This window comes from Delftia sp. NA_296.1, assembly GCF_052692095.1.
The window spans coordinates 745,892-768,144 of sequence record NZ_JBQZGF010000001.1 but is presented as its reverse complement, the minus strand read 5'-3'; the positions used below and the strand labels follow the sequence as shown (position 1 = coordinate 768,144).

20 protein-coding genes and 1 pseudogene are annotated in these 22,253 nt (G+C 61.7%); 12 read left to right on the top strand and 9 right to left on the bottom strand.

The features are described 5' to 3' along the window. Positions 1–44: 44 nt before the first annotated feature. Both ACUTR7_RS03600 and ACUTR7_RS03595 read right to left on the bottom strand, forming a co-directional pair. Positions 45–1,520, bottom strand: a complete 1,476-nt coding sequence (locus ACUTR7_RS03600) for an IPTL-CTERM sorting domain-containing protein (RefSeq protein ID WP_445608240.1) — start codon at positions 1,518–1,520, stop codon at positions 45–47. A 57-nt stretch (positions 1,521–1,577) separates the two neighbouring features. Then, positions 1,578–1,916, bottom strand: a pseudogene (locus tag ACUTR7_RS03595) (hypothetical protein); the annotation flags it as partial. A gap of 760 nt (positions 1,917–2,676) precedes the next feature. Here ACUTR7_RS03595 and ACUTR7_RS03590 point away from each other — a divergent pair. From ACUTR7_RS03590 to ACUTR7_RS03570, 5 genes are all read left to right on the top strand, one after another. Then, complete coding sequence (locus tag ACUTR7_RS03590) at positions 2,677–4,266, top strand: sensor domain-containing diguanylate cyclase (RefSeq protein ID WP_445608239.1); 1,590 nt, start codon at positions 2,677–2,679, stop codon at positions 4,264–4,266. 257 nt (positions 4,267–4,523) lie between these two features. Then, the gene (locus ACUTR7_RS03585; protein WP_445608137.1) at positions 4,524–5,894 is read left to right on the top strand and encodes an IPTL-CTERM sorting domain-containing protein; all 1,371 of its coding nucleotides are present in this window, start codon (positions 4,524–4,526) and stop codon (positions 5,892–5,894) included. A 307-nt stretch (positions 5,895–6,201) separates the two neighbouring features. Beyond that, entirely contained in the window at positions 6,202–6,810 is a 609-nt protein-coding gene (locus tag ACUTR7_RS03580; protein ID WP_216293335.1) for a hypothetical protein, read from the top strand. A gap of 8 nt (positions 6,811–6,818) precedes the next feature. Then, positions 6,819–7,412, top strand: a complete 594-nt coding sequence (locus ACUTR7_RS03575) for a cysteine hydrolase family protein (RefSeq protein ID WP_216293334.1) — start codon at positions 6,819–6,821, stop codon at positions 7,410–7,412. Positions 7,413–7,424: 12 nt separating this feature from the next. Next, entirely contained in the window at positions 7,425–7,889 is a 465-nt protein-coding gene (locus ACUTR7_RS03570) for a DUF421 domain-containing protein (protein WP_216293333.1), read from the top strand. A 221-nt stretch (positions 7,890–8,110) separates the two neighbouring features. Here ACUTR7_RS03570 and ACUTR7_RS03565 read toward each other — a convergent pair whose 3' ends face one another. The 3 genes from ACUTR7_RS03565 to ACUTR7_RS03555 all read right to left on the bottom strand — a co-directional run bounded on the left by ACUTR7_RS03565 (position 8,111) and on the right by ACUTR7_RS03555 (position 10,084). Beyond that, positions 8,111–8,317: a hypothetical protein gene (locus ACUTR7_RS03565; RefSeq protein ID WP_216293332.1), complete on the bottom strand. Its 207-nt coding sequence runs from the start codon at positions 8,315–8,317 to the stop codon at positions 8,111–8,113. Between the two features lie 238 nt (positions 8,318–8,555). Continuing rightward, on the bottom strand, positions 8,556–9,629 hold the full coding sequence (locus tag ACUTR7_RS03560) for a linear amide C-N hydrolase (RefSeq protein ID WP_445608136.1): 1,074 nt from the start codon (positions 9,627–9,629) through the stop codon (positions 8,556–8,558). Positions 9,630–9,880: 251 nt separating this feature from the next. Then, positions 9,881–10,084 (bottom strand): hypothetical protein, encoded by a 204-nt coding sequence (locus ACUTR7_RS03555; RefSeq protein WP_088164929.1) that lies wholly within the window; start codon positions 10,082–10,084, stop codon positions 9,881–9,883. Between the two features lie 271 nt (positions 10,085–10,355). On the opposite strand from ACUTR7_RS03555, the gene ACUTR7_RS03550 reads away from it, so the two are divergent. After that, positions 10,356–10,832, top strand: a complete 477-nt coding sequence (locus tag ACUTR7_RS03550; RefSeq protein ID WP_012205305.1) for a GNAT family N-acetyltransferase — start codon at positions 10,356–10,358, stop codon at positions 10,830–10,832. Positions 10,833–10,973: 141 nt separating this feature from the next. After that, positions 10,974–12,275 (top strand): UDP-N-acetylglucosamine 1-carboxyvinyltransferase, encoded by a 1,302-nt coding sequence (locus tag ACUTR7_RS03545; protein ID WP_013802678.1) that lies wholly within the window; start codon positions 10,974–10,976, stop codon positions 12,273–12,275. 24 nt (positions 12,276–12,299) lie between these two features. On the opposite strand, the gene ACUTR7_RS03540 is transcribed toward ACUTR7_RS03545, so the two are convergent. Further along, positions 12,300–12,692: a hypothetical protein gene (locus ACUTR7_RS03540; protein ID WP_012205307.1), complete on the bottom strand. Its 393-nt coding sequence runs from the start codon at positions 12,690–12,692 to the stop codon at positions 12,300–12,302. 182 nt (positions 12,693–12,874) lie between these two features. Between ACUTR7_RS03540 and ACUTR7_RS03535 the strand changes: the two genes are divergently transcribed. Both ACUTR7_RS03535 and ACUTR7_RS03530 read left to right on the top strand, forming a co-directional pair. Next, entirely contained in the window at positions 12,875–13,276 is a 402-nt protein-coding gene (locus ACUTR7_RS03535) for an Arc family DNA-binding protein (RefSeq protein ID WP_192367766.1), read from the top strand. A 130-nt stretch (positions 13,277–13,406) separates the two neighbouring features. Continuing rightward, a complete protein-coding gene (locus ACUTR7_RS03530; RefSeq protein ID WP_012205309.1) occupies positions 13,407–13,586 on the top strand; it encodes a CsbD family protein in 180 nt (59 codons plus the stop codon). 109 nt (positions 13,587–13,695) lie between these two features. On the opposite strand, the gene ACUTR7_RS03525 is transcribed toward ACUTR7_RS03530, so the two are convergent. Further along, positions 13,696–14,871, bottom strand: coding sequence for a diguanylate cyclase (locus tag ACUTR7_RS03525; RefSeq protein WP_445608135.1), 1,176 nt, complete (start codon positions 14,869–14,871; stop codon positions 13,696–13,698). Positions 14,872–15,003: 132 nt separating this feature from the next. On the opposite strand from ACUTR7_RS03525, the gene ACUTR7_RS03520 reads away from it, so the two are divergent. Then, complete coding sequence (locus ACUTR7_RS03520; RefSeq protein WP_445608134.1) at positions 15,004–15,228, top strand: hypothetical protein; 225 nt, start codon at positions 15,004–15,006, stop codon at positions 15,226–15,228. Beyond that, complete coding sequence (locus ACUTR7_RS03515; protein ID WP_063326305.1) at positions 15,218–16,780, top strand: methyl-accepting chemotaxis protein; 1,563 nt, start codon at positions 15,218–15,220, stop codon at positions 16,778–16,780. The genes ACUTR7_RS03520 and ACUTR7_RS03515 overlap by 11 nt, the downstream gene beginning before the upstream one ends. 486 nt (positions 16,781–17,266) lie before the next feature. On the opposite strand, the gene ACUTR7_RS03510 is transcribed toward ACUTR7_RS03515, so the two are convergent. Then, positions 17,267–17,560 carry an H-NS histone family protein gene (locus ACUTR7_RS03510; protein ID WP_012205312.1) on the bottom strand — a complete coding sequence of 98 codons (294 nt, stop codon included), beginning with the start codon at positions 17,558–17,560 and terminating at the stop codon, positions 17,267–17,269. An 800-nt stretch (positions 17,561–18,360) separates the two neighbouring features. Here ACUTR7_RS03510 and ACUTR7_RS03505 point away from each other — a divergent pair. Continuing rightward, a complete protein-coding gene (locus ACUTR7_RS03505) occupies positions 18,361–20,181 on the top strand; it encodes a methyl-accepting chemotaxis protein (RefSeq protein ID WP_445608133.1) in 1,821 nt (606 codons plus the stop codon). A 32-nt stretch (positions 20,182–20,213) separates the two neighbouring features. On the opposite strand, the gene ACUTR7_RS03500 is transcribed toward ACUTR7_RS03505, so the two are convergent. After that, on the bottom strand, positions 20,214–21,704 hold the full coding sequence (locus ACUTR7_RS03500) for a diguanylate cyclase (protein WP_445608132.1): 1,491 nt from the start codon (positions 21,702–21,704) through the stop codon (positions 20,214–20,216). Positions 21,705–22,253 lie beyond the last annotated feature (549 nt).

Sequence of the window (22,253 nt, the reverse complement as noted above, 5' to 3'; positions counted from 1 at the left end):
AAAGGCCCGCAGTTGCGGGCCTTGTTTTTTGGGTCAGGGCTGCATCAACGCTGGCGGCGCATGCGGCGCATGCGGCGCAGGCCGAACATCGCCAGCAGGGCAGACATCAGAATGACGCCCCACTCGCTGAGCGTAGGAATGGCTGCGGCGCCGCCGACTGGAGCTGCTGCCAGCACGGGCACGAGTGGGTCTGCGATCACGCCCACGGCAGGGTTGGTATCACCCGGGCCGTTGTCGGTGATGGTGTAGGTCACCGTGGTGCGCGCACCGTTCACGATGACGTTCAGCGCGGTCACAGGGTCGAACCATCCGCCGGCTCCATCGGGCTTGCGGAACTGCACGCCTTCGGGGAGAGCGCTGGGATAGGTGAGGGTCATCGTCACAGATCCGGTGCAGTTTTCGGCGCTGAAAGCGAATTGACCGCTGGGCGCTTGGAGGTTCGGAGGGGTGGAGGTCACAGGTCCGAAGCCGCCGCCAGATTGCAGCGTGCAGGTGGTGCCGCCGCCGGACATCGTGGCAGACGGTATGCCGGTCATGCCAGGCACACTGCCGGGCGCGCTCACCAGTTGCAGCTTGCGCGGCGTGGCTTGTGTGCTTGCAGAGGCTGCACCGGTTGTCCCGTTGGATGCCACGACCGTGAAGTTGTAGGTGAAGCCATTGCTCAGGCCAGCCACGACGATGGGGGATGTCGTTCCCTGCTGAGTGATCACACCAGGCGCACCGGGCACGGCCACGGGGGTCGCGGTCACGGTATAGCCTGTGATGGGGGTGCCGCCGTCAGATGCAGGTGCAGTAAAGGTCACCGTCGCCTGGCCGTCACCTGCAGTGGCGTTGCCGATCGTGGGTGCACCGGGTGCCGCTGCATTCACCATGAAGGTTTGAGACACCTGTGATGCAGGCAGATAGCTTGCGTTACCACTTTGGTTCGCATCGACGGTGCAAGAGCCTGTGTTCACAAAAGTCAGCATGCCGCCCGATGTGACCGTGCACACGGCAGTTGTAGTTGCACTGAAGGCCACGGGCAGGCTGGAACTGGCCGTCGCGGTCAGTGTTGGCGTTGTGCCGAAAGCTTGGTCACCGGGGTTTGTGAACGTGATGTTCTGGGTTTGCTGTCCATTCACCAGTACGCCGGTCGTGGCGGCTACGTTTGCCAAATTCAGTACAACGCTGGCGCCTCCGCTCGTCATCGAGCTCCCATTGAGATTGATGGCGGTTCCTAACGTCACTCCATTTGCATCAAAGTCACCTGGCTGCACGGTATATATGAAGGTCAGGGTGGAGGTGTTGCTGCCGCCGACGAAGTTCGCTTGCCGGGAGGCTGCACCAATCGTCAGGGGGATAGACGGCGGGCCGCCGACGGTGACCGTGACGGGAGCGTTGTAGTTCACGTTGAACTGCAGGTCCTGCCCAGAGGTGTAGGTTCCATCGGGAGGGACGCTGACTGACTGCACCGAGGGGGTGGAAGCTGTAAGCGTGAAGTGCAACGTCGTTTCGCAGGAGTTGGCATCTGTGACTGTCACCCAGTATGGGCCGGGAGAGAGACCGGTAGCTGTAGCCGCTGTGCCTCCAGATGGCGCCCAGGAATACGTGTAGCCAGGGGTGCCTCCGGTGGCCACGACGGTAGCGCTACCGTCATTGCCGCCCTCCACGGGATCAACCTGAGACCTTGTGCCGGAGAGAACCGCTGCAGGTTCTTCCACCGTTGTGGACGCCGTTCCCTGCAGGGTGTTCGAGTCTGTCACTGTGACTGTATATGTGCCAGCCGTCAGCCCTGTTGCGAAGGGCATAGTTCCGCCAGCAGGCGCCCACGAGTAGAAGTAGGGAGGTGTGCCGTTCTGGATGTTGTAAGCGGTAGCGGTGCCGTTGCTTCCCCCATTGCACGAGACATTGGTATGTGACGCAGACACGGTCGGCATCTGAGCACTGGCAGAGCCTGGGTAGACGACAAGTGCAAAGACGCTGCTCAGTGCCAAGCTGCGGAAAATTCCGGAAGACATGTTGATTCCCTTGTTTATAGCAATCGACTCGCTCCCTGTAAGCAGTAGGTGCCGAACGGACGTTTGACTGCCGAGTGCATCGGGAATTGTAGAAATTTGTGTCTTTTGTGTCTATAACCGAAATTTGGTAGTTGCTTGGAGTACGTGGCATGGTCCTGAGGCAGCCGTCCCAAGCCTGCCAGCTTCGGGAGGAGGAGCAAGGAACACAAGCAGGTGTCCCAGTGGGAGCGCATCGAACCGGACTACAGGGCCGGCATCAAGAGCCTGAGGCAGATCGCAGCGGAGCAAGGCATCAGCGAGGGGGGGCGATCCGCAAGCGCGCCAAGCGTGACGACTGGAGCCGTGACCTGCTGGAGCGCATTCAGGACAAGGCAGAGCAGTTGGTACGCAAGGACGCGTACGCAGCGAGGTACGCGCGGAACGCATTGCGTCCAAAACTGAGGTGGTGGACGCGAATGCCCGGATGCGCAGGCTGTGGCCAAGATCGCGCTGGCCCACAGGCGAGATATCCAGCAAGGCGGGCGACCGCAAGCGCGCAGTGCCATCTGCCGGCCAATGACTTTTCCTGACTTTTCATTCCGTGTGTACTCGTTACCATCTGTTCAAAACGGACTGGAGGAAGTTAGTGAGCCAAGCATTACCCAATCAAGCCGAGCGCAGACGGTCCTTGAAGACCATCATGCGCCTGGTGACGTTGGGTATAGCTATGGCTTGGCTGACCTTGGTAGCCTGCTTGGGATGGTGGATATCACAACGGTTCGTAGCGGCTCAGTTGAATAACTTGGCGGCGAGCGCCGAATACGAGGGTAAAACTACTGCCCGGATCATGGATCGTCTGTTCGCCGAAATGGTGAGCGTGGCTAATATGGTGGCACGGCAGGGCTTGGTAATTCAACTGGCCACTCGATATCGTAATGATCCACCAGGATTGGACAATCTCACACGTCAACAGCGTGCTGCACATTTCACACAAGACCCGTTGGTGCGAAAAGTGGGCGATTTCATGAACGAACTGTCCAGCGATCTGCGCTATGCCCGGATTTACATGAACAATATGTCGGACGACACGGTGACGGCAAGTAACTGGGCCGATGACGACAGTATCGTTGGCATGATTTATTCAGGTCGATCGTATCTCATCGATGCATTGCGTGATGGAAATGGACATTCATTCGGTATTGCGCGACTCAACAAGACGCCCTCCTATTTTGTAGCCAGTCGGATTGAGGATGAAAATGAGGTTCCTTTGGGTTCGGTGACAGTGAAGTTTGATGCGCCGGAGATTGCGCTCTACCTTACAGGTATCCATACTGTACTAATTGTGGATCGCCAGGGGAGAGTTACCACAACCTCGGATGCGTCATTCATGCTCCGTAATGCAATAGCGCTTCTACCATCCGGCTCCGTGCTGGGTGCTAACACAACTTCTTCCTCGAACAACGAGGAAGCTCCAGGAATACCTCTGGATGTTCGTCCTGTAGCTGAAACATCGGATCAGTGGATCATTGACGGTAGACCCTACCTTCTGAGGCGTCAGCCATTGGAAAAAACGCAGTACCAGTTGATCACGCTCGCAGGCCTGGATCACCTGCCTGCCATGCACTGGCAACACTATTGGATAGCAGGTCTGGTAGCGGTGATTGGCCTTCTTTTTATCCTTCTTTCCAGCCGCGTAATCGGACTGATGGTGATGCGGCGGTATGACGAATGGTATGCGGCAAACCATGACGCACTGACCAATCTGCCGAATCGACGCTATGTAATGGCGCAACTGGACCGGCTTTACGCTTTGACCAGGCGAACGCAGCAATGGGTTTTGGTGGCATTCATCGATCTGGATGGCTTTAAAAAAATCAACGACAACTATGGGCATGAAGTTGGAGACCAATTTCTGATCGAGGTTGGCCGGAGACTTTCAGTAGGCTTGCGCGATAGCGACGTGCTGGCGAGACTGGGGGGTGACGAATTCCTGGTTGTTGGAGTTGTTGCTCCGCTAAACTCAGGAGAGCAGGAGAAATTAGTTAGTGCCATGCGAGGTCGATTGGCTCCGCTACTGACTGGGGTTTATGAGTTTGAAGAGTGTAGCTTCAAATATCCAGGAGCAAGTTTTGGGATTGTGAGTGTCGATCCATCTGTCAGCTCTCCGCAGACAGTGCTCAAGGAAGCTGACAAGCGTATGTATGCCGATAAACAGGCTCGGCGAGGATCTCGAAAGGAATCGATAAAAATCGATCCGGATATTGAAGCATGCAAATTGGTTGAGAGTTAGTCTGGAATACGGATTTCCCAATTTTACGTAGCAAGTGCCTGAGATTGGCCAGCCATGCCAGAGGATTTACTTCTGACCCCAGGGGCCGGTTTGCTGCAAATTTCCGAATGGAGCCACGGTCCTGTGTCCACCAAATACACATCTGTCCACCGTGAGCAAGCAGCGTTGGACGTCAAGATCGCCAAGTGCCATGGCGCCATGAGGCTCAATGCGATCGATGCAGCTCGGCAACTGGTGAAGCGGCACGATCCCAGGGGATGATCTGTCATTGGTCGCTCGGCTTGCCCACGCTGCAGCAAGGTCAGCACGCCCGGCGCTACGGCCTGCAGATCGAGCGGCTGCGAGGGGCAACATCACCAGCGGGCCGGCCACGGCTGACAGCGCTGTGTGTCTCACATGCCAGCCGTTGGGAAGAATTAACAATCTCTTCGTCGCGCTCCGTTGCCAGTGTTCTTGATGCAAGTCAAAATACTTTGCGTAGGATCTTACAAACAGACAAGGGTGGCACGATGAAGAATGCGATCTTGGGCCTTTCAACCGCGTTCGCCTTGGCGATCCCCAGCTCCTCCATGGCCGCCTTCGTATCGGGCCCGGTCACCTATGCCTTCAGCTCGATCTATTCAGGGACATCACAAGCCCTGACTTACGATGCCGATGGCTCGCCGTACAGCGCTTTGGAAGTGCTGCTGTTTTGCATTGATCACGCGACAAAGCCGCCCTTTGTCAATGCCGCCGACCCCGTGCCTGTCGCTCAATTCGACACGCAAGCTGGCGCCAGCGCCATCAAGGGCGCGTCGGGTGCCGCAGGCGAGGCCGCCATCTACTGGCTGCTCGACCAGTACTACATAAGCCATTACAAGAATGGCACCGTAGAGCAGCGACGCGCCCTGCAATACGCTTTGTGGGAGATTGGTAACGACTACAACGGTACAGCCACCAGCATCGATATAGCACAAGGTGCATCGCGTCCAAGCCTGGAAAACGTCATCGACTACGGAGGCACCGACCAGTCCGCGTTCGTCAACGCCTACACTACCTTGTACGCGGCAATGCGCACCAGCCTGCCCACGCTGCGAAGTACCTATCGATCCAACGTCTACACCATGGATCTGTTCCGTAACCGGGATACAAGATATCAACACATGGCAGCGTTGATAGAACAGGCGCCGCCCAACACGGTGCCGCTTGCTGGACCATCCATCACGGGCACACCCCTGGTCGGGTCTTCCGTGACCGGTAACTACACCTACGCCGACAACAACGCGGACGTTGAAAATCCCGGCGGGACGACCTATCGATTCGTCACCAGCTCCAATCCAAGTATCACCAATTCCGGTCAAGGTACCGTAGTCGCCAGCGGCTCGACAGGCGGCGCTAGTCAGGCAGCCTCCTACACTGTGCAGCCCTCGGATCTGAACCAGTACCTGTTTTTCTGTGTGATACCCGCCGCGCAGACTGGCGCCACACCAGGGCTGGAGGCATGTTCTGTGTCTGCCGGACCCGTTGCCAACGTCTTGTCGACAGCCACGCCTGTCCCTACCTTGGGTCAGGTGGCACTGATGGCGTTGATGTCTATGCTGGGACTGTTTGGCATTAATCACCTCCGCCGACGCGAGAACGGACGCTAAACGCGAATAGAACGAGGGGGGCTGGTGGCGGCTTGGCTCTCCCAAGCCAGGGGAGAGGGCTCCCGCAAGTGGGTTCCTGTGTTTGGCATACAGGTTGCACATCGACAAGTGTGAGCCGGGCTCCTCCACAACCTGAGTTCTTGATGGTCGCGCCAAGGTTCCAGGGACTTGCATATCTCCGTGTGGGCGGCCCTCACGCCTCTTAGGTACAGACCACTACAACCAGATCAGCTGGAGCCTACGGCTGAGGCAGCCTGTGCATACCAACATCGTCTTCTCGACGCGACGTTTCACCCGGAGAAGACATATGACTAAACCACGATACGACGAAGCACAGTTGGGCGACCTGCTGCTGCAAATGATGGAGACAGAGCTGGGAGGTGAGCAGGTGTACAGGACCGCATTGACGTGCGCAGTCAATGAGGAGCTGAAGGAGGAGTGGCAGGGATATCTCGATGAGACTTTGAGCCATCAGAATGTAGTCCGCACCACATGCGAGCTGCTGGGCGTCGACGCTGATGAAGAAGTACCGTCCCGGGCCGTTGTTCGACACATCGGTAACTCCTTGGTGAAGGCCATGGAGCTTGCCCTCAAGGCCGGTAACGCGACCGCAGCGCAGCTGGTGGCGTGCGAGTGCGTGGTCCATGCCGAGACCAAGGACCATGCCAATTGGGAGCTGTTGGGCAAGGTGGCCGAGGTCGCCACTGGAGAAACCCGCAAAGTGCTCAAGGATGCGCATTCTCGTGTGGAGAAGGACGAGGACCATCATCTGTACCACACCAAGGGCTGGTGCCGTGAGCTGTGGATTCAGAGCCTAGGTATGCCTGCTGTCCTGCCTCCCCCGGAAGAGGTCAGGCAGGTTGAGACGGCCATTGGTGCATCGCGCGCTGAGCAACAGCGTAAATCCATGCTCTGATCGTTGCAATGCCGCGTCCCAGATGGTTAAAACCTACTCAGGTGCCCCATAGCGCCGAGGTGCTGCTGCTGGTCGATGTTATCAACCCGCTGCAGTTTCCCAATGCTGCGCCTTTGCTGCAGGAGGCGGGGCTGGCGGCACGGCGCATTGCCAGGCTCAAGGCGAGCATGCGAGATAGGGGAGTTCCTGCGATCTATGCCAATGACAACTACGGGACTTGGCACAGCGAGTTCAGCGACATTCTCGCGGCCTGCCAGGCCCTGCCTGCGCAGCGCGGCGAGATCGCTCGGCTGCTCGCACCGGCCGCTGATGACCTGGTGATTCTCAAGCCCCAGCATTCCGCCTTCCATTCCACGCCGCTGCTGCATTTGCTGGGGCGGATGGAGGCACGCCGGCTGACCATCGTGGGCTTTGCCACTGACATGTGCGTCATGCTGACGGCCACCGATGCGCGCATGTCCGGCTATGAGGTATGGGTGCCCGGCGACTGCACGGCAGCTGAAACGCCAGCTCGCCGCCAGAATTGCCTGCATCAGTTGAGGCAGGCGTTCAAGTGCTCTGTGCGCGCTTCGCAGCGCAGCCCGTGGACACAACAAGACTGAGGGGGCGCTTTCATGTGGAATCTGGATATCCATCCAGTCGAGCTGGCCCTGCGGGCGCTGGCTGTCTATGCCTTGCTGCTGCTGATGATGCGGATGACCGGGCGGCGCACGGTTGGCCAGTTCACCCCATTCGATCTTCTGGTGGTTATGCTGGTGAGCGAGGCCGCCGGCCCCTCAATGACGGGTTCGGATCAGTCCCTGCCCGGAGGCCTGCTGGTGTGCGTTGTCCTCATCGGGTTGAACACGGCGGTGGGGTTTGTCACTGCACGCTGGCGCGGAGCGGAAAAGCTGTTGGAAGGGGAGGCCGTGCTGCTGGGGCGCAATGGGAAGATTTTCGAGGGCGCGCGAACGAAGCACCGTATTTCCCAAAATGATGTCGAAAAAGCCCTGCGCGAAGCTGATTGTGAGATCGAGGAGATGCGGTGCATGTTCCTTGAGGCCGACGGCTCTCTGAGCGTTCAGAAAAAGGCACAGTGAGCTCAACTGTTGATCGTCGGGGCAGTGCTCCAGTTTTTAATTCGTGGGTCGCGAGTTCGAATCTTGCAGCACCCACCAAATGACACAAGGCCCCGTGGCAATACGGGGCGTTTTTTTGCTATCGAAGAAGTAGCAACGGCGGTGCTCAGCCCGACATTTCTCTTGTCGGCTGTGCGGGTTTTTGCCCACCCACGCAACCGCGCCTTTAAGCGTCTTGGCCGCTAGATGGCTGTGCCGCGTTGAGCCTGCTGCGCACGCAGGGCTTCTTCTGCCGTGTCTACGCGCTGAATGCCTTCCAGCAGTACGAAGTAAGCCTCTTCGAAGGTCTTGGCAACGATGCCCCGTGTGAAGTCGCTGTACTCCAACTCGATCTTCGAGAGCATTGCTCCGGCAAGAGTGGCCGTGGGTCCGATCAGTTCCTGTTTCATGTCCGCCCCTCTCGGGAATGGTTGTGTCGGAGCTTCCATTCTGCGCCCGGGGGTGGCCAGCACCCCTTTACAGTGTGTCCTCCAGCAGCAGTTCGGGCATGCGTGACACCCACGAAAAGCTGAGACGAGCCGAAGCGGCTGGCGTGAAGGCGATCCAGGGCCCGGATTTTGGGCAAGCGAGCGTGTGCTGGTGCGCCTCACCACACCCAAGACCGCGTGGACCGCCACCGCCGCCGCCTCAGAGACCCAGAAATTGAAACGGCACCGATTCCTGAAACTGCCGCGTGGCATCGCCCGAGAAGGTGTGGTTCTGGTCTGGACCCAGATCCAGCTTGAGCACCTTGCCGGTTTTCTGACTGAAGTCGAGCGCCTTGAGGTCTATCCAGAAGGTGTTCGGCGTCAAGGCCGACTCGAAGAAATAGAGCTTGCGCTGGTGGTCGAACACGGTCCGCCAGCGGGTGGAGGAGATATTGGGCTCTTCGGGAGTGTTCAGGCCATATGGCACCGAGGCGTTGCGGATCACGCTGAAGACGCTGGCAAGCGCCTTGTTGGGGTCCGGGCTTTTGGGGATGGCGTTGACGTAGAACGATGCGCGGGCAAAGCGGTCGGCGGCCCGGTTGGTGCCGGGCAGCATGGTGGTGCCGCCCACTTGCTTCCAATAGGCGTTCAGGGCCAGTTGCTGATCAAAGGTCGGCGAGTTGGTCATGACCTGGTATTCACGGCCGTGGTGTATCACCTGCCGGCCGTTGATGTATTCGACGATCGCGCTGTCGCCGCTGGCGTCGGACATCGAGAGGTGCAGCGTTGTCAGGCGGTTCTCTCCGGGCACGTTGTCCGAGACGATGGTGAAGGGCTCTTTCTCCAAAGCCGCGACGGCTTCCTTCACGGTGGCGAAGTTGTCCAGCACATACTGCGCCCAAGCCGCAATGGTCAGGCCGGGTTTGCTGCCTGCGCCGAAAGCGGGGTATTGGGATTCCACGAGCCATAGCAGGTTGGCATTCAGGCCGGCCTCATTGACTCCATCGGTGGTGGAAACGTCATAGCCCGAGGTGACAACGCTGCCGTACCTGGAAGTCCAGCGCAGGGAATTGGGGCCGGCCTTGCCGCTGCGCTCCATGCCGCGCGGCAGTACCCAGAGATTGCTGACGATGTCGCTTTTCCAGTCCATGGAGCGTGCCGTCACGACCTGGCCATTCGCACCCAAATAGACAAGGCGAGTACAGGCCCAGGCGCTGGAAAGGGCTGCAAGCCCGGCAAATCCCACCAGCAATGCGCCCACAAAGGGACGAATCTGCAATGTGCTTTTCTTCACGGGCAATTCCTTTGTAAGCAAATGGACTGGCGCAGTGTAGGCGGCAGGCATTTGCATCCAGAGTCGGATAAAGCCGCATTGGAGACGGCCAAGGAGATGGTCGATGGTTTTATGGGCGTGGTGCAGGCAACGGCACGCGCGCTGGCAGCACGGTCAGATGGCGTGGCTGAGCATGGGGCTGGCCAGCATCGCCACGGCAAAGGAAATGGCGCAGATGGCAGACCACAGAAAGACGAGGAAGAGGTGTCGCATCAGAAAGTTCTCGGCAGTTCGGTGGCGAATGCGGCCCGCAAGGCGCGCAAGCCCCGCGCGTACAGGCGCCACAGGGGCGAGCGCGACTCCATGCGCAGCAGCAAAGGCTGGCTGCCGCGAAGGGGAAAGGCTTCCAGCAGGCTGCGGTGGTAGCGGGCATCCGGGTCCGGGTTGAAGCTTTCTGTCGGAACGACTCGACTCATCTTGTATCTCCGTCACATGATTTGGAGAGGTTTCTCGGTACGTGCTCTCCTATGGGCTCTATTTCAATTGGTTGCGCGGTGTTTCTGTGCGGGCCAAGGTTGAGGTCGCATGTAGGCCGCGCCTGTACGCCGTGTATGTGTTTTGCGGACGCGCTGTGCGCTGAGTCCTCAGGCTTTGCGAAGGTGCCGGGACTGGCCTGCAAACCTCTTGGCGGCGGCTTGCCGTGCCTAGAATTCCTGGTCCCCATTTCATTTATTTGCCAGGAGTTCCATGTCGTCCCTTGTTCCTCCGCTCCAGATCCGGCCTGTCACACAGGCGGACCACCACCAATGGCTTCCTCTCTGGCAGGGCTACAACGCGTTCTATGGGCGCGCTGGCGAGACGGCGCTGCCCGAAGGCATCACACAGGCCACCTGGGAGCGCTTCCTCAATCCGCTGGAGCCGGTGTTTGCGCTCGTGGCGGAGAGCGAGGGTGAGCTGGTCGGCCTGGCGCACTACCTGTTTCATCGCAGCACCACGCGGCTGGAGCCGGTGTGCTATCTGCAGGATCTGTTTGCCGATGCGCGGCGGCGCAAGCAGGGCATTGGCAAGTCGCTCATCCGTGCGGTCTATGCGCAGGCTGCGCAGGCGGGAGCGCGCCGCGTGTACTGGCAGACGCAGTCCTCCAACGAGGCGGGCCGCGCGCTGTATGACCAGGTGGCCGAGCACCGGGGCTTCATCGTCTACGGGCACGAAGTGCAGGGCTGAGGCTGACGCTTTGTTGTCGGGTAGGCGGCCTGGATACGAAACCTGTTGAAACAGCGGGCGTGTGCTGCCGCTGCAAGGCCTGCGGGCAGCCCGGCAACCCTAGAATCACGCGTTGTCCTATCGCTGCTAGCGCTGCACCCCATGTCCAATCTCATCGTCCACGGCGGCACGCCTTTGCGCGGCCGCGTCGTTCCCTCCGCCAACAAGAATGCCGTGCTGCCGATTCTGTGCGCCACGCTGCTGACCGATCAGCCGCTGCGGCTGCATGGCGTGCCGGACATCACGGATGTGCGCAAGATCCTCGACATCTTCCGCACGCTGGGCAGCGAGGTGCAGCTGGACGAGGCCACGCGCACGCTGCAGCTGCACCACCGCGACACGCGCTTCGACGCGTCCTCGCACCGCCTGCCCGAGGAAATGCGCTCTTCCATCATGCTAGTGCCGCCGCTGCTGGCGCGCTTTGGCGTGGCGCGGCTGGAGGACAACGTCAAGGGCTGCACGCTGGGTGTGCGCGAGATCGATCCGCACGTGGATATCTTTCGCTCCTTTGGCGGAGAGGTGGAGCGCGCCAGCGGCTCCCTGCTGATCCACAGTGCCGCGCCGCTCAAGGCCGTGCGCCACTGGCTGGACTACGCCTCGGTCACGGCTACGGAGAACTTCGTGCTGTGCGCCGTGGCTGCGCAGGGCGAGTCCATGCTGACCAATGCGGCCTGTGAGCCGCATGTGCAGGAGTTCTGCCGCTTCATGGTGATGATGGGTGCTGATATTGACGGCATTGGCACCTCTCGGTTGACGGTGCGCGGCGGTGCGCCGCTGGGCGGCGGCGATTTCACCTTCGAGGAAGACTTCCACGAGATCACCACCTTTCTCGCGCTGGGTGCGATCACGGGCGGCGATGTGGAGGTGCGCAACAGCACGCCGGACAACTTTCCGCTGATCGACCGCACCTTCGCCAAGTTTGGCGTGCAGGTGGAGCACAAGAACGGCTGGTCGCGCGCGCTGCGCTCGGGGCCGCTGAAGGTGCAGACGCCTTTCACCAGCAATGTGCTTACCAAGGTGGAAGCCGCTCCCTGGCCGTACTTTCCGGTGGATCTGCTGCCCATCTTCATTGCGCTGGGTGTGCATGCGCAGGGCAATGCGCTGTTCTGGAACAAGATCTATGACGGCGCGCTGGGCTGGACGGGCGAGCTGTCCAAGTTCGGTGCCCATGTGTTTTCTTCGGACCCGCACCGCGTGGTCACCTTTGGCGGCAATCCGCTGACGCCGGCCGTGGTGGAGAGCCCCTACATCATCCGCGTGGCGATTGCGCTGTTCATGGTCGCCAGCAGCATCGAGGGTCGATCGGAGATCCGCAACGCCACGCCGATTCGCCGTGCGCATCCGCACTTCGTCGAGAACCTGCGCAGCCTGGGCGCGCGGGTGGAGTGGACCAACGAGGAGTGAGATCAGGCGGCGATGCGCAGGCCGCTATGCCTGCGGCGCCGCATCCGAGAATCTCTTGGCCGCCCTGAGCAGGTAGCTCACGGCATAGAGGATGGGGTCGTCCATCTCGTCGTCGTTCACGCGGTCAATGATTTCCAGCAGGCCTTGAAGGTCGGCCGACATCTGCGGCAGCACGCTGCTGGCCAGCGCCTCGACCGGCTGCTCTGCAGCGGCACGGTCTGCCTTGAGGTGGTAGCTGCGCAGCAGGTCGTGGACACCGACCACCATGGCGCGGTTGGATCTTTCCACATGCATTTCCAGCACGCTCAGCGCCGCGCTGATGTGGCATAGCGCATCGGTCGCCAGGCTCTCCGGATCGGGCGCTCTGGCGAGGGCCTGCGCAAGGCGCGCGCAGGCGTGCATGTCTGTGTCCGGCATGGTTCTGTTCTTGCGCAATAGGTCTGGGGTTCAGTGCTCGTACGCACGAGCATCGGCACGGGCATAGGCATGGGTGCTGGCTTGCCCACGCCTCGGTCGGGCCGATTCAAATGTTATGCCAACTTGGAATCATGTCAACTAGGCATGAATCTGAATTTGCATCTGGCAGGTACCATCGCCCAATGCAACGAAAACCCTTTCCCAGCGAAACCCAGGAGCGCTTCATCGTCCGTTTCCCGGATGGAATGCGCGATCGCATCTCGGAAGTGGCAAAGGCAGGCCACCGTTCCATGAATGCCGAAATCGTTGCCCGCATACGGCGCAGCTTCGAATTGGATGAAGCCGGCGACACGGCCCAGGCTGGCCCGGACCTGGATGTGGCGGAGTTGAAAAAGGAAATCGCGCGCCTGTGCCGCTTGCTGCAAGAACACAAGGACGCCGCTGCAGGCCTGTTCGAGGCGCACAAGGAGGCCGTGGTGACCGAAGCCCTCAAGCGCCTGCGCTCCGAAGCGGGTGAGGCCGCGTCTTTGTCCAAGGCCACGGGGGATGGCATGCAGGCCCGTCGCCCCAGCAAGAAGACCTGAGGCTGTAGGCCTCAGACCACGCGTATCGTTGCAGCGCGCTGTCGCGCGCCCCGGTTTGCCACGCGTATCGTTGCGTTGGGTGTTAAACAACTATCCCTTTTTGAAGGCTCTTGCAGCAAAGGACGCAACTATGAACACGGATCAGATCAAGGGCACGCTCAAGGATGCCGCAGGCAAGGTGCAGCAAAAGGCTGGCGAGTTGATCGACAGCCCCGAGCAACAGGCCAAGGGCATTGCCAAGCAGGTCGAAGGCACGGCCCAGAAGAAGCTGGGTGATGTGAAGGAAGTCTTGAAGGACGCGAAAAAATAAGGCATTCACCCTGCCTTTGCGAACAAGCCCGCCACACCCTGGCGGGCTTTTTCTTTTCCACGGATTTCGATGAATGGGCGTGCGAAGAAGGTGCTGCGCGCTTCCTGTTTCAGACGGCCTGCGGCACCCTGCGGCCAGGGTCCGTGGCCACATGCACGCGGTCGCGGCCCGCCTGCTTGGCGGCATACAGCAGGCCGTCGGCGCGCGTCAGCGCATCGGTCAAGGCGGTGTTGGCGGCCACGGGTGCGATGCCGAAGCTGATGGTCACCCGCTGGCCGGCCGCCAGCACATAGCCGTCCGCGCTGAGCTGGGCGCGTATGCGCTGGGCCACGCGCTCGGCCTCCTGGGGCGTGGTGCGCATCAGCAGCAGCACGAATTCCTCGCCGCCAAAGCGTGACACCAGATCGTCGTTGCGCACGTGTTGCTGCAGGGTCTGGGCCACGGTCTGCAATACACGGTCTCCGCAGTCATGTCCCCAGCTGTCATTGATGCGCTTGAAGTGGTCTATGTCGCCTATCAGCACGGAGATCGGGGCCATGTGCGGATCGGCCAGGCGCAGTTCGGCAGCCTCCTGGAAGGCGCGGCGGTTGAGCAGGTTGGTCAGCGAGTCGTGGTTGCGCTCCTCGCGCAGCGCGGTGAAGACATCGCGCACCGTGCATGCCAGCAGCATGAGGGTGAACAGCAGCGCAAACGACAGCGTGCTGACCAGGGTCACCAGCCAGTAGGTGGAGCGTGCAATCTCATTGAGATCGGTGCTGCCCAGGGCCAGCACCAGTAGCGGCCGTGCAGCGGTATAGCCGGCAAACACGACGTAGGACCAGTAGAGCATTCTCTCCAGCCAGTCCTGCGGCGGCCGGCGCCGCAGCATGGCGGGCGCTGGCAGCATCTGCAGCAGGCCCAGGCCGGTGTTGAGCCAGTGCACGCGCACCCACAGATCGACCTGGACCCGGCTGTAGTAGTACAGCGCGGCCAGGACGACGGCGCCTATGAGCAGCCCCAGCAAGGGATGGGCCGAGACGCCATAGCGCCCCGCCATGCAGCGCGCGAAGCACCAGGTGCCGAACAGATACATGGCGCCCGTGAACACGGCCCAGTGGTGCAGTTCTTCCCGGGGTGCAAGGCTTTGCCAGGCCAGCGCCAGAGAAACCAGGGCGTATCCGCCCGCAATCCACAGCAGGTAGCGCTGGCGCCGCTGCACCAGCCAGCACACGGCCAGCGTGCAACTGAGCAGCAGAATGCTCAGCGGCGCAATCAATACATAGAGGCGATCGGTATCGAGTGACACATCCACAGCGTGTTATGCACTTGCAGGTGCGGGTGGCGACAGCCTCGCGATTGCGGCATTGAATGGTGCTGCATTCCGAAGCGCCGGTCCATTTTGCATCCGTTGCCACGGCGCTTGCGGCCGCATGGGCGCATGTTCCGCGTTGTGCACGGCTGGCGATATCGGGGCTACCCGTGCAGCGGCCTCAAGTCCCGGGCATTTGTGACGAAAAAGCAGGTCATCTTTTCCGGATTGCTGGCCTATGCCGATATGGCAAGGCGTTGCGCCGGAAAACGGTCGCCGCTGATGTGCGCGGCCTGTTGTTTCACCTTTCCTGTATTCGGTTTTTCCGACGAGAGTGCTACGAATGAAATTTGATCAATGGAGCGTGTCCGCCAAGCTTTGGGGCACGCTGGGCGGCTTGCTGGCGATGATGCTTGCGGTATCGCTTTGGGCGCAGTTTGCGGCGGCTCGCGCCATGGACCACGGCATGCAGACGCTGTCCGAGTACGAGAGTCGCATCAGCCTGGCCATTCAATGGAAGGGCGCAACGGAGACCACGGGCGAGCGGGTTCTGGCCAGCAATGCCTCCACCGATGAGGAACTGACCCGCCTGCTCGACGGCCGGGTCAAGGAAGGCTCGGCACTGATCACCAAGCTGCAGGCCGAGATCGTCAAGGGCGCCAGCGATGCCGACAAGGCGGCGCTAGAGCGCATTGCCGCCATCCGCACCGAGGTGCTGGCACTGAACAAGCGGGCGCGCGAGATCAAGTTGACCGGCGATGCAGCGGCATTCCGCGAGTTCGTCCAGCAGCAGTACCTGGGCGCCATTGGCCGCTACGTGGACTCGCTGGAAGTCTTCGTGCAGCTGCAGCGCAGCCAGCGCGATGCAGCCCGCGAGCAGGCCCAGGCCGCCCGGCAGCAGGCCAGCGTGCTGGCCTGGATCGTCCAGGGCGTGGTCCTTCTGGCGGGCCTGGCCCTGGCCTTGGCGCTGACGCGGGCCATCACCCGCCCCCTGGAACGCGCCGTGCAACTGACGGACGCCATCGCCCAGGGCGACCTCACGGTGTCGGCGGATGACAGTCGCAAGGACGAGTTCGGCCACCTGCTGCGCTCGGTCTCGGGCATGGCGGCGCGGCTGCGCGGGCTGGTGACGGAGGTGCGTGACAGCGTGCATTCCATCTCCACCGCATCCACCGAGATTGCCGCGGGCAATCACAACCTGTCTTCGCGCACCGAGCAGACGGCGTCCAATCTGGAGGAAACGGCCGCCAGCATGGAGCAACTGACCGCCACCGTGGGCCAGGCGGCCGACACCGCGCGCCAGGCCAATCATCTGGCTGGCAGCGCCGCCCAGGCCGCCGAGCGCGGCGGCGCCGTGGTGGGCCATGTGGTGGCCAGCATGGATCGCATCGGCGACAGCGCACGCCGCATCTCCGACATCATCGGTGTCATCGACTCCATTGCCTTCCAGACCAACATCCTGGCGCTGAACGCTGCCGTGGAAGCGGCCCGCGCAGGCGAGCAGGGCCGCGGCTTTGCCGTGGTGGCCGGTGAAGTGCGGGCCCTGGCCCATCGCAGCGCCGAGGCCGCCAAGGAGATCAAGGTGCTGATCAGCACCTCGGTCGATGCCGCGCAGGAAGGCTCGGCCCAGGTGGCCCAGGCCGGACAGGTGATGGACGATATCGTGGGCAGCGTGCGCAAGGTCTCGGACATGATCGGCGAGATCACGGCATCTTCCACCGAGCAGCGCGACGGCATTGGCCAGGTCAACCAGGCAGTCAGCCAGCTGGACCAGATGACGCAGCAAAATGCGGCTCTCGTGGAGGAGTCCGCAGCGGCAGCCGCCGCCCTCAGCGACCAGGCGCAGCGCCTGTCGGGCATGGTGGCCGTGTTCAAGGTGGGCCATGCCGTGCCAGCCTTGCGTTGACCAGCACCAAGGTGCAATAACACACGCAGAAAAAAGGACCGCCCGAGGGCGGTCCTTGAAGAGAAAAGCCGGTGCCCTTGCGGGCCTGCCAGGGTAAGTCAGTGAGAGGGGAGGGAGGAGATAGTCTCCCTGGCCCGGCTGGAAAATGGTTTGTGGTGGCTGCGGATCGATCCAGTGGCCGCCTGGACTTCGCCGCTGCGTGGTTGCATCCACATGGCTTGCGCTTGCTGCAAAGGCGTGGCCAACATGATTTTGGAGAGCAGGGCTGTAGGACAGTTCCCTGTGTGATACCTGCTGTTTCCCTTGTTGTGATTGCTTGGGTACCGAAACATGCCGCCACCCATCGGTTCACGCATCTGCACTACATTGAAGAATTTGTAACTTCTGAGCAATAGGGTTAACCCGTTGCTTCTGGCAGCAAAAAGCCCGCACTTGGCGGGCTCTGTCGCAGCTTGGTGGCTGCCAGGGGGCGGGCTGCGCCGGACCTCATATCGCGAAGGGAGTGCGGTCCTTGCCTTCGATCCAGCGGGGCTGCTTGCCACGGCCGGTCCAGGTCGCGCCCGTGGCCGGGTCGCGGTACTTGGGGACGCCGACCACGCGGAAACCGCCACCAGCCTTGGCTTTGGACGAAGGGAAGACGTCGGCCTCGGTCAATCCGTATTGGTCGATGATGGTGCGCACCTGGGCAATGGCTCCGGACTTCTCGGTCTTGAGCACTTCGGCGATCTGGGCTTCGAGATGGGCTTTCTGCTGCAGCAGTGTCTTGTAGTCGGTAGTCATGTATATCAATGAATGTTGATCTGCCAATATAAAGGAATCTTAGGAGACTTTTGGCAAAGTGAGCCTACACTGCCGCGCAACACCCGGACGACGACAGGCGTATTGCCTGGAACCTGTCTGAGAACGGATTCCCATCTTGCCCGAGTCTAGGCGAGTCGGACGCTGATTTTTGTAGCGTATGGAAACCGGGCCATCGCGTCTGCCACAGCGGCGCAGGTGCTGGGGAACAGGGCTGTGTAGCAGGCGCCGGCCACTTTGATGATGCATCGCTTCATGTTTCTCTTCCCTTGAATGACAGATCTGCCTTCTTATCGGCATTTTTGTATCAAGGTGAAACACTTTCTTGCCCGGCTCCCTGCCGGCCCCCGATGGGAAGCCACTCTCGATCAATGGCAGTCCATGCAAGGGAAGAAAAGGCCGCGTGGTGCACCCCAAAAATATGAGGGAGGGAAAAACACAGGGTGCGCGGCGCAAACGGCAGGGTCCTGGAGTCAAGGCGCTGGCGTTTGCGACAGAAAAATCCCGCAGCCAGGGCGGCAAGTGTCTGTGTTACAAATTGACACTATAGCACGCATCCTTCAAGCTTGTGACTGGTTCTTGCAAAAGGCTGACGACTGCGGCTTGGGCGGCGCTGCCAGCAATGCAGTGCCTGCACGAAGGGGCTAGCCAGCGGGCTTCTTCGCACGCAAGAAGCAGGCAATTACAAGGGCAAGTACGCACTCTTCGAGCTCTGGCGGCCGATGCGTCTCGGATAGGCTCGGTGGGCATTCACAGCCCTCGTTTTGCCTTCACTACGCATCATGTTTCAAACACTTCGTGCCCGCCTGATCCTCATCTGCGTAGCAATCACCGTGGCCGCACTGTTCGCGCTGTCCATGGCCACCTTCTGGACGGCGCGCAGCAGCACGCTGTCCGATATCGACGAAAACATCGGCCAGCTCACGCGGGCCCATGCATCCACGCTGACCGACTGGGTTCAGGACAAGCAGCGCATCACCGGCTCATTGAAGAAGGCGGTGGACCAGCCGGACCCCATCCCCTTCCTGCTGGCCGGCCAGCAGGCTGGCGGCTTCGATGACGCCTATTTCGTCCATGCCGACAAGCGCGCCGTGTTCACCCATCCCATGCCGGAGAACTACGACGGCACCCAGCGCGACTGGTTCAAGCAGGCCGTGCGCGAAGGCCGGCCGGGCGTGACGCCGGCCTATGTCGATGCCAGCACCGGCGAGCTGACCATCAGCTTTGTCGATCCGGTCGGCAGCTCGGGCGCCATCACGGCCGTTGTAGGCACTGATGTGCGGTTGGCCGCCATGTCCAGGAAAGTGGCCGCCATCCGTCCCCAGGAAAAAAGCTTTGCCTTTCTGATGGATGGCGAAGGCCGCCTGCTGGCCTACGCCAAGCCCGAGCTGGCGCTCAAGCCCGCTTCCGCGATTGCCCCTGAACTCGATGCCGCGCTGATCAAGCGCCTGGCCGAGCAGGGCGGCCGCGCCGATCTGGTGCTCGATGGCGAGCCGCAGATGCTCTACGCCGCCAAGGTCGAGGGCACGCCCTGGACGCTGGCCGTGGTGATCGACCGCGCACAGGCCACGGATTCGGTGCGGGCGCTGCTGCAGGTGGCCGCCCTCATCACCGTGCTGTCCGTGCTGGGCGCGGCGGTGCTGCTGACCGTGGCGCTGCGCCGCATGCTCAACCGCCTGGCCGTGGCACGCGATGCGCTGCAGGACATCGCCTCGGGCGAAGGCGATCTGACCCGCCGCCTCACCTCTGCCGGCCGCGATGAGCTGGCGCAGATCGGCCAGTCCTTCAACCAGTTCGTGGACAAGATCGCCACGGTGCTGCTGCGCATTCGCGAGTCGTCGGAATCGGTGCGCATGGCGTCGGCAGAGATTGCGGGTGGCAACCAGGACCTGTCGTCACGCACCGAGCAGCAGGCCAGCTCGCTGGAGCAGACGGCAGCCGCCATGGAGCAGATCACGGCAACCGTGCAGCAGAACGCGGCCAATGCGCGCCAGGCCAGCGAGCTGGCCACCAGCGCCTCGCAGATCGCCACCCAGGGCGGAGAGGCCGTCGGCCAGGTGGTGCAGACCATGGGCGGCATCGAGGCCTCCGCACGCAAGATCGAAAGCATCATCGGCGTGATCGACTCCATTGCCTTCCAGACCAACATCCTCGCGCTGAACGCGGCGGTGGAAGCGGCGCGCGCCGGCGAGCAGGGTCGGGGCTTTGCCGTGGTCGCCAGCGAGGTGCGCACGCTGGCGCAACGCAGCGCCACGGCGGCCAGGGAGATCAAGGCGCTGATCGATGATTCCGTGGGCCAGATCGACACGGGCAGCCGCCTGGTGCGCAATGCGGGCACCACCATCGACCAGGCCGTGGACGGCGTGCGCAAGCTCAGCACGCTGGTGGCCGAGATCAGCAACGCCAGCCAGGAGCAAAGCCGTGGCATTGCCGAGGTGGGCAGCGCCATCGGCCAGATGGACCAGGTCACGCAGCAGAACGCTGCCCTGGTGGAAGAGGTCACGGCCGCAGCGCAGTCGCTGCAGCAGCAGGCGGTGCAGCTGGCGCAGGCCGTGGCGGGCTTCAAGCTCGACGAAGGAAACGGCGCCCGCCGCCTGCGCTGAGCGCGGGCAAAACGCCGAGGCGGCGCCTGGTGTCAGGCCGCCTTGGCGCCCCCGGAATGCTCGCAGGCAAAGGCCGGTGTACCGGCCTCGTCCGGCCGCTCGCCGGCCACGAAGTAGCGGTCTCGGCCGCTGGCCTTGGCCTGGTACAGCGCGGTATCGGCCATGCGCAGCAAGGCACTCAAACCCAGCGGTGGGTAGGCCATGTTCGTGCAGCCTATGCCAATGCTCAGCGTGGGGCAGATGGCTGCGCCATCGTTCATGTCGATGCGAATTTCGCGCGTGGCCTCGCACAGCCGCTGGGCCACGGCTCTGGCCGTGACGCAGTCGGCACCGGGCAGCAGCACCGCAAACTCCTCGCCGCCCAGGCGGCCTATGAGTTCATGTGGGCGCAGCGCCTGCGACAGGCGGGCCGAGACTTCCTGCAGCACCCGGTCGCCGGCGGCATGGCCATGGCGGTCGTTGATGTGCTTGAAGTGGTCCAGGTCGAGCATCAGCATGGCGCCTGACTGGCGCTCGCGCTGCAGGCGCTCCAGCGTGCGCTGTGCGCGCTCCAGAAAGCTGGTGCGTGCCAGCAGTCCGGTCAGCGCATCGTGGTTCACTGCATGGCGCAGCTTGCTGAGCATGTCCTTGAAAGCCATGAGCGTGCAGGCTACGGCCAGCGGGCCGATCGACAGCATGGCCAGACCCAGGCGGAAGGAGAACGTCGTCTCCAGCTCGGTGCCGGGCGAGCTGAACAACACATGGGAAAACGTGGCCAGCTTGATGGCGCAGCTGACCAGGTTGAGCAGGGCGACCACGAACAGCCGATAGCGCATGGCGCACAACAGCATGGCCGGCATGGTGAGCGACAGCGCGCCTGGTCCGCCCAGGTAGATGGCAATGGATTCGGAAATCGCCAGGGCAAGCAGCGGCAGCAAGGCCTGCGCCGTTTGCTTGAATGGCTGGCTGCGCCAGGACAGCGGCTCCAGCTTTGCCGGAAGGCTCAGCAGCACAGGCAGCAACAGGGTCATGTGCATCAACTCGCTGCTGAACCACATGGCCATCATGGGCTGCCAGGGCCAATGCATGAGATGGTGCATGCCTGCCGAGCCCAGCACGGCTCCGACCACGCTCACCAGCAGGCTGCACATCACCAGATGCAGCACTGAGGAAGGGGAGCGCATCTGCTGCACCCGCTGCGGCAGGCGCCGCATCATCAACCAGCCGCAGGCCACGGCGGCCAGGTCGGCAAAGGTCAGCCACAGGGTCTGGTCCAGCGGACTGCCGGAAAGCCATTCGGCCAGCGCCATGGCAACGGCGGCAGCCGTCCAGCCGTGTCTATGGCTGTAGGCCGGGCTGCGAAGCATCCAGCCCAGGAGCAGGGCGTTGGACAGCCACAGGGACGACAGATGCTCCGGAGAGCGCAGGCCCAGCGCCACGGCCGAGCACAGGAACAGCACCCCGCCCAGCACAAAGCTGTCCCGCCAGGGCGTTGCAGCTTGTGGAAGGCTCCACGGATCTCCGGATGCGGCGCGATGTGACATATGTCTCCCCTGTGGAGACCGAATGGAGGCACCGGACTCTGCGCGCGTTCGTCGGGCATGGCGGCCATGCCCTTGTCATGGTGGTGAACGAGCGGCCCGGCGGGCAGCGGGAACAGGAAATCCTCCTCGGGGCAGATCAGACAAGAGGTGCGGGGTAACTTGAGTACACAAAATTTACGCCTGCGGGATCAATCTAGCGGAAATGCATGTATTTGCAAGTACTGATCCATCTTGCATACCGCACGTGATGAAAGCGTTTCGCAGGCGCCGGTACGCCCGATCAGCGCTGCCGCAAGTGGCAGCCGTGCGCCTGGAGCAGCTTTTTTGAAGGAAAGATGGGGTGCATGCTAATGATTCATGCGATTCCGTAGTCAGGTCCCTGCGTGGTCCCTGCTTCCTGTTGCACCAACAATTTGTAATTAGTTACTTTTGTTTCTGATGAATATCCCAAGAGCTGGTGGTGCCAGTTGAGGCGGCTGCTGGTCGGCGAGGGTTGGAGAGGCGTTCCAGCCGCCGCGGTACCAGGAAAAGTACGACTCCTGTGGATAG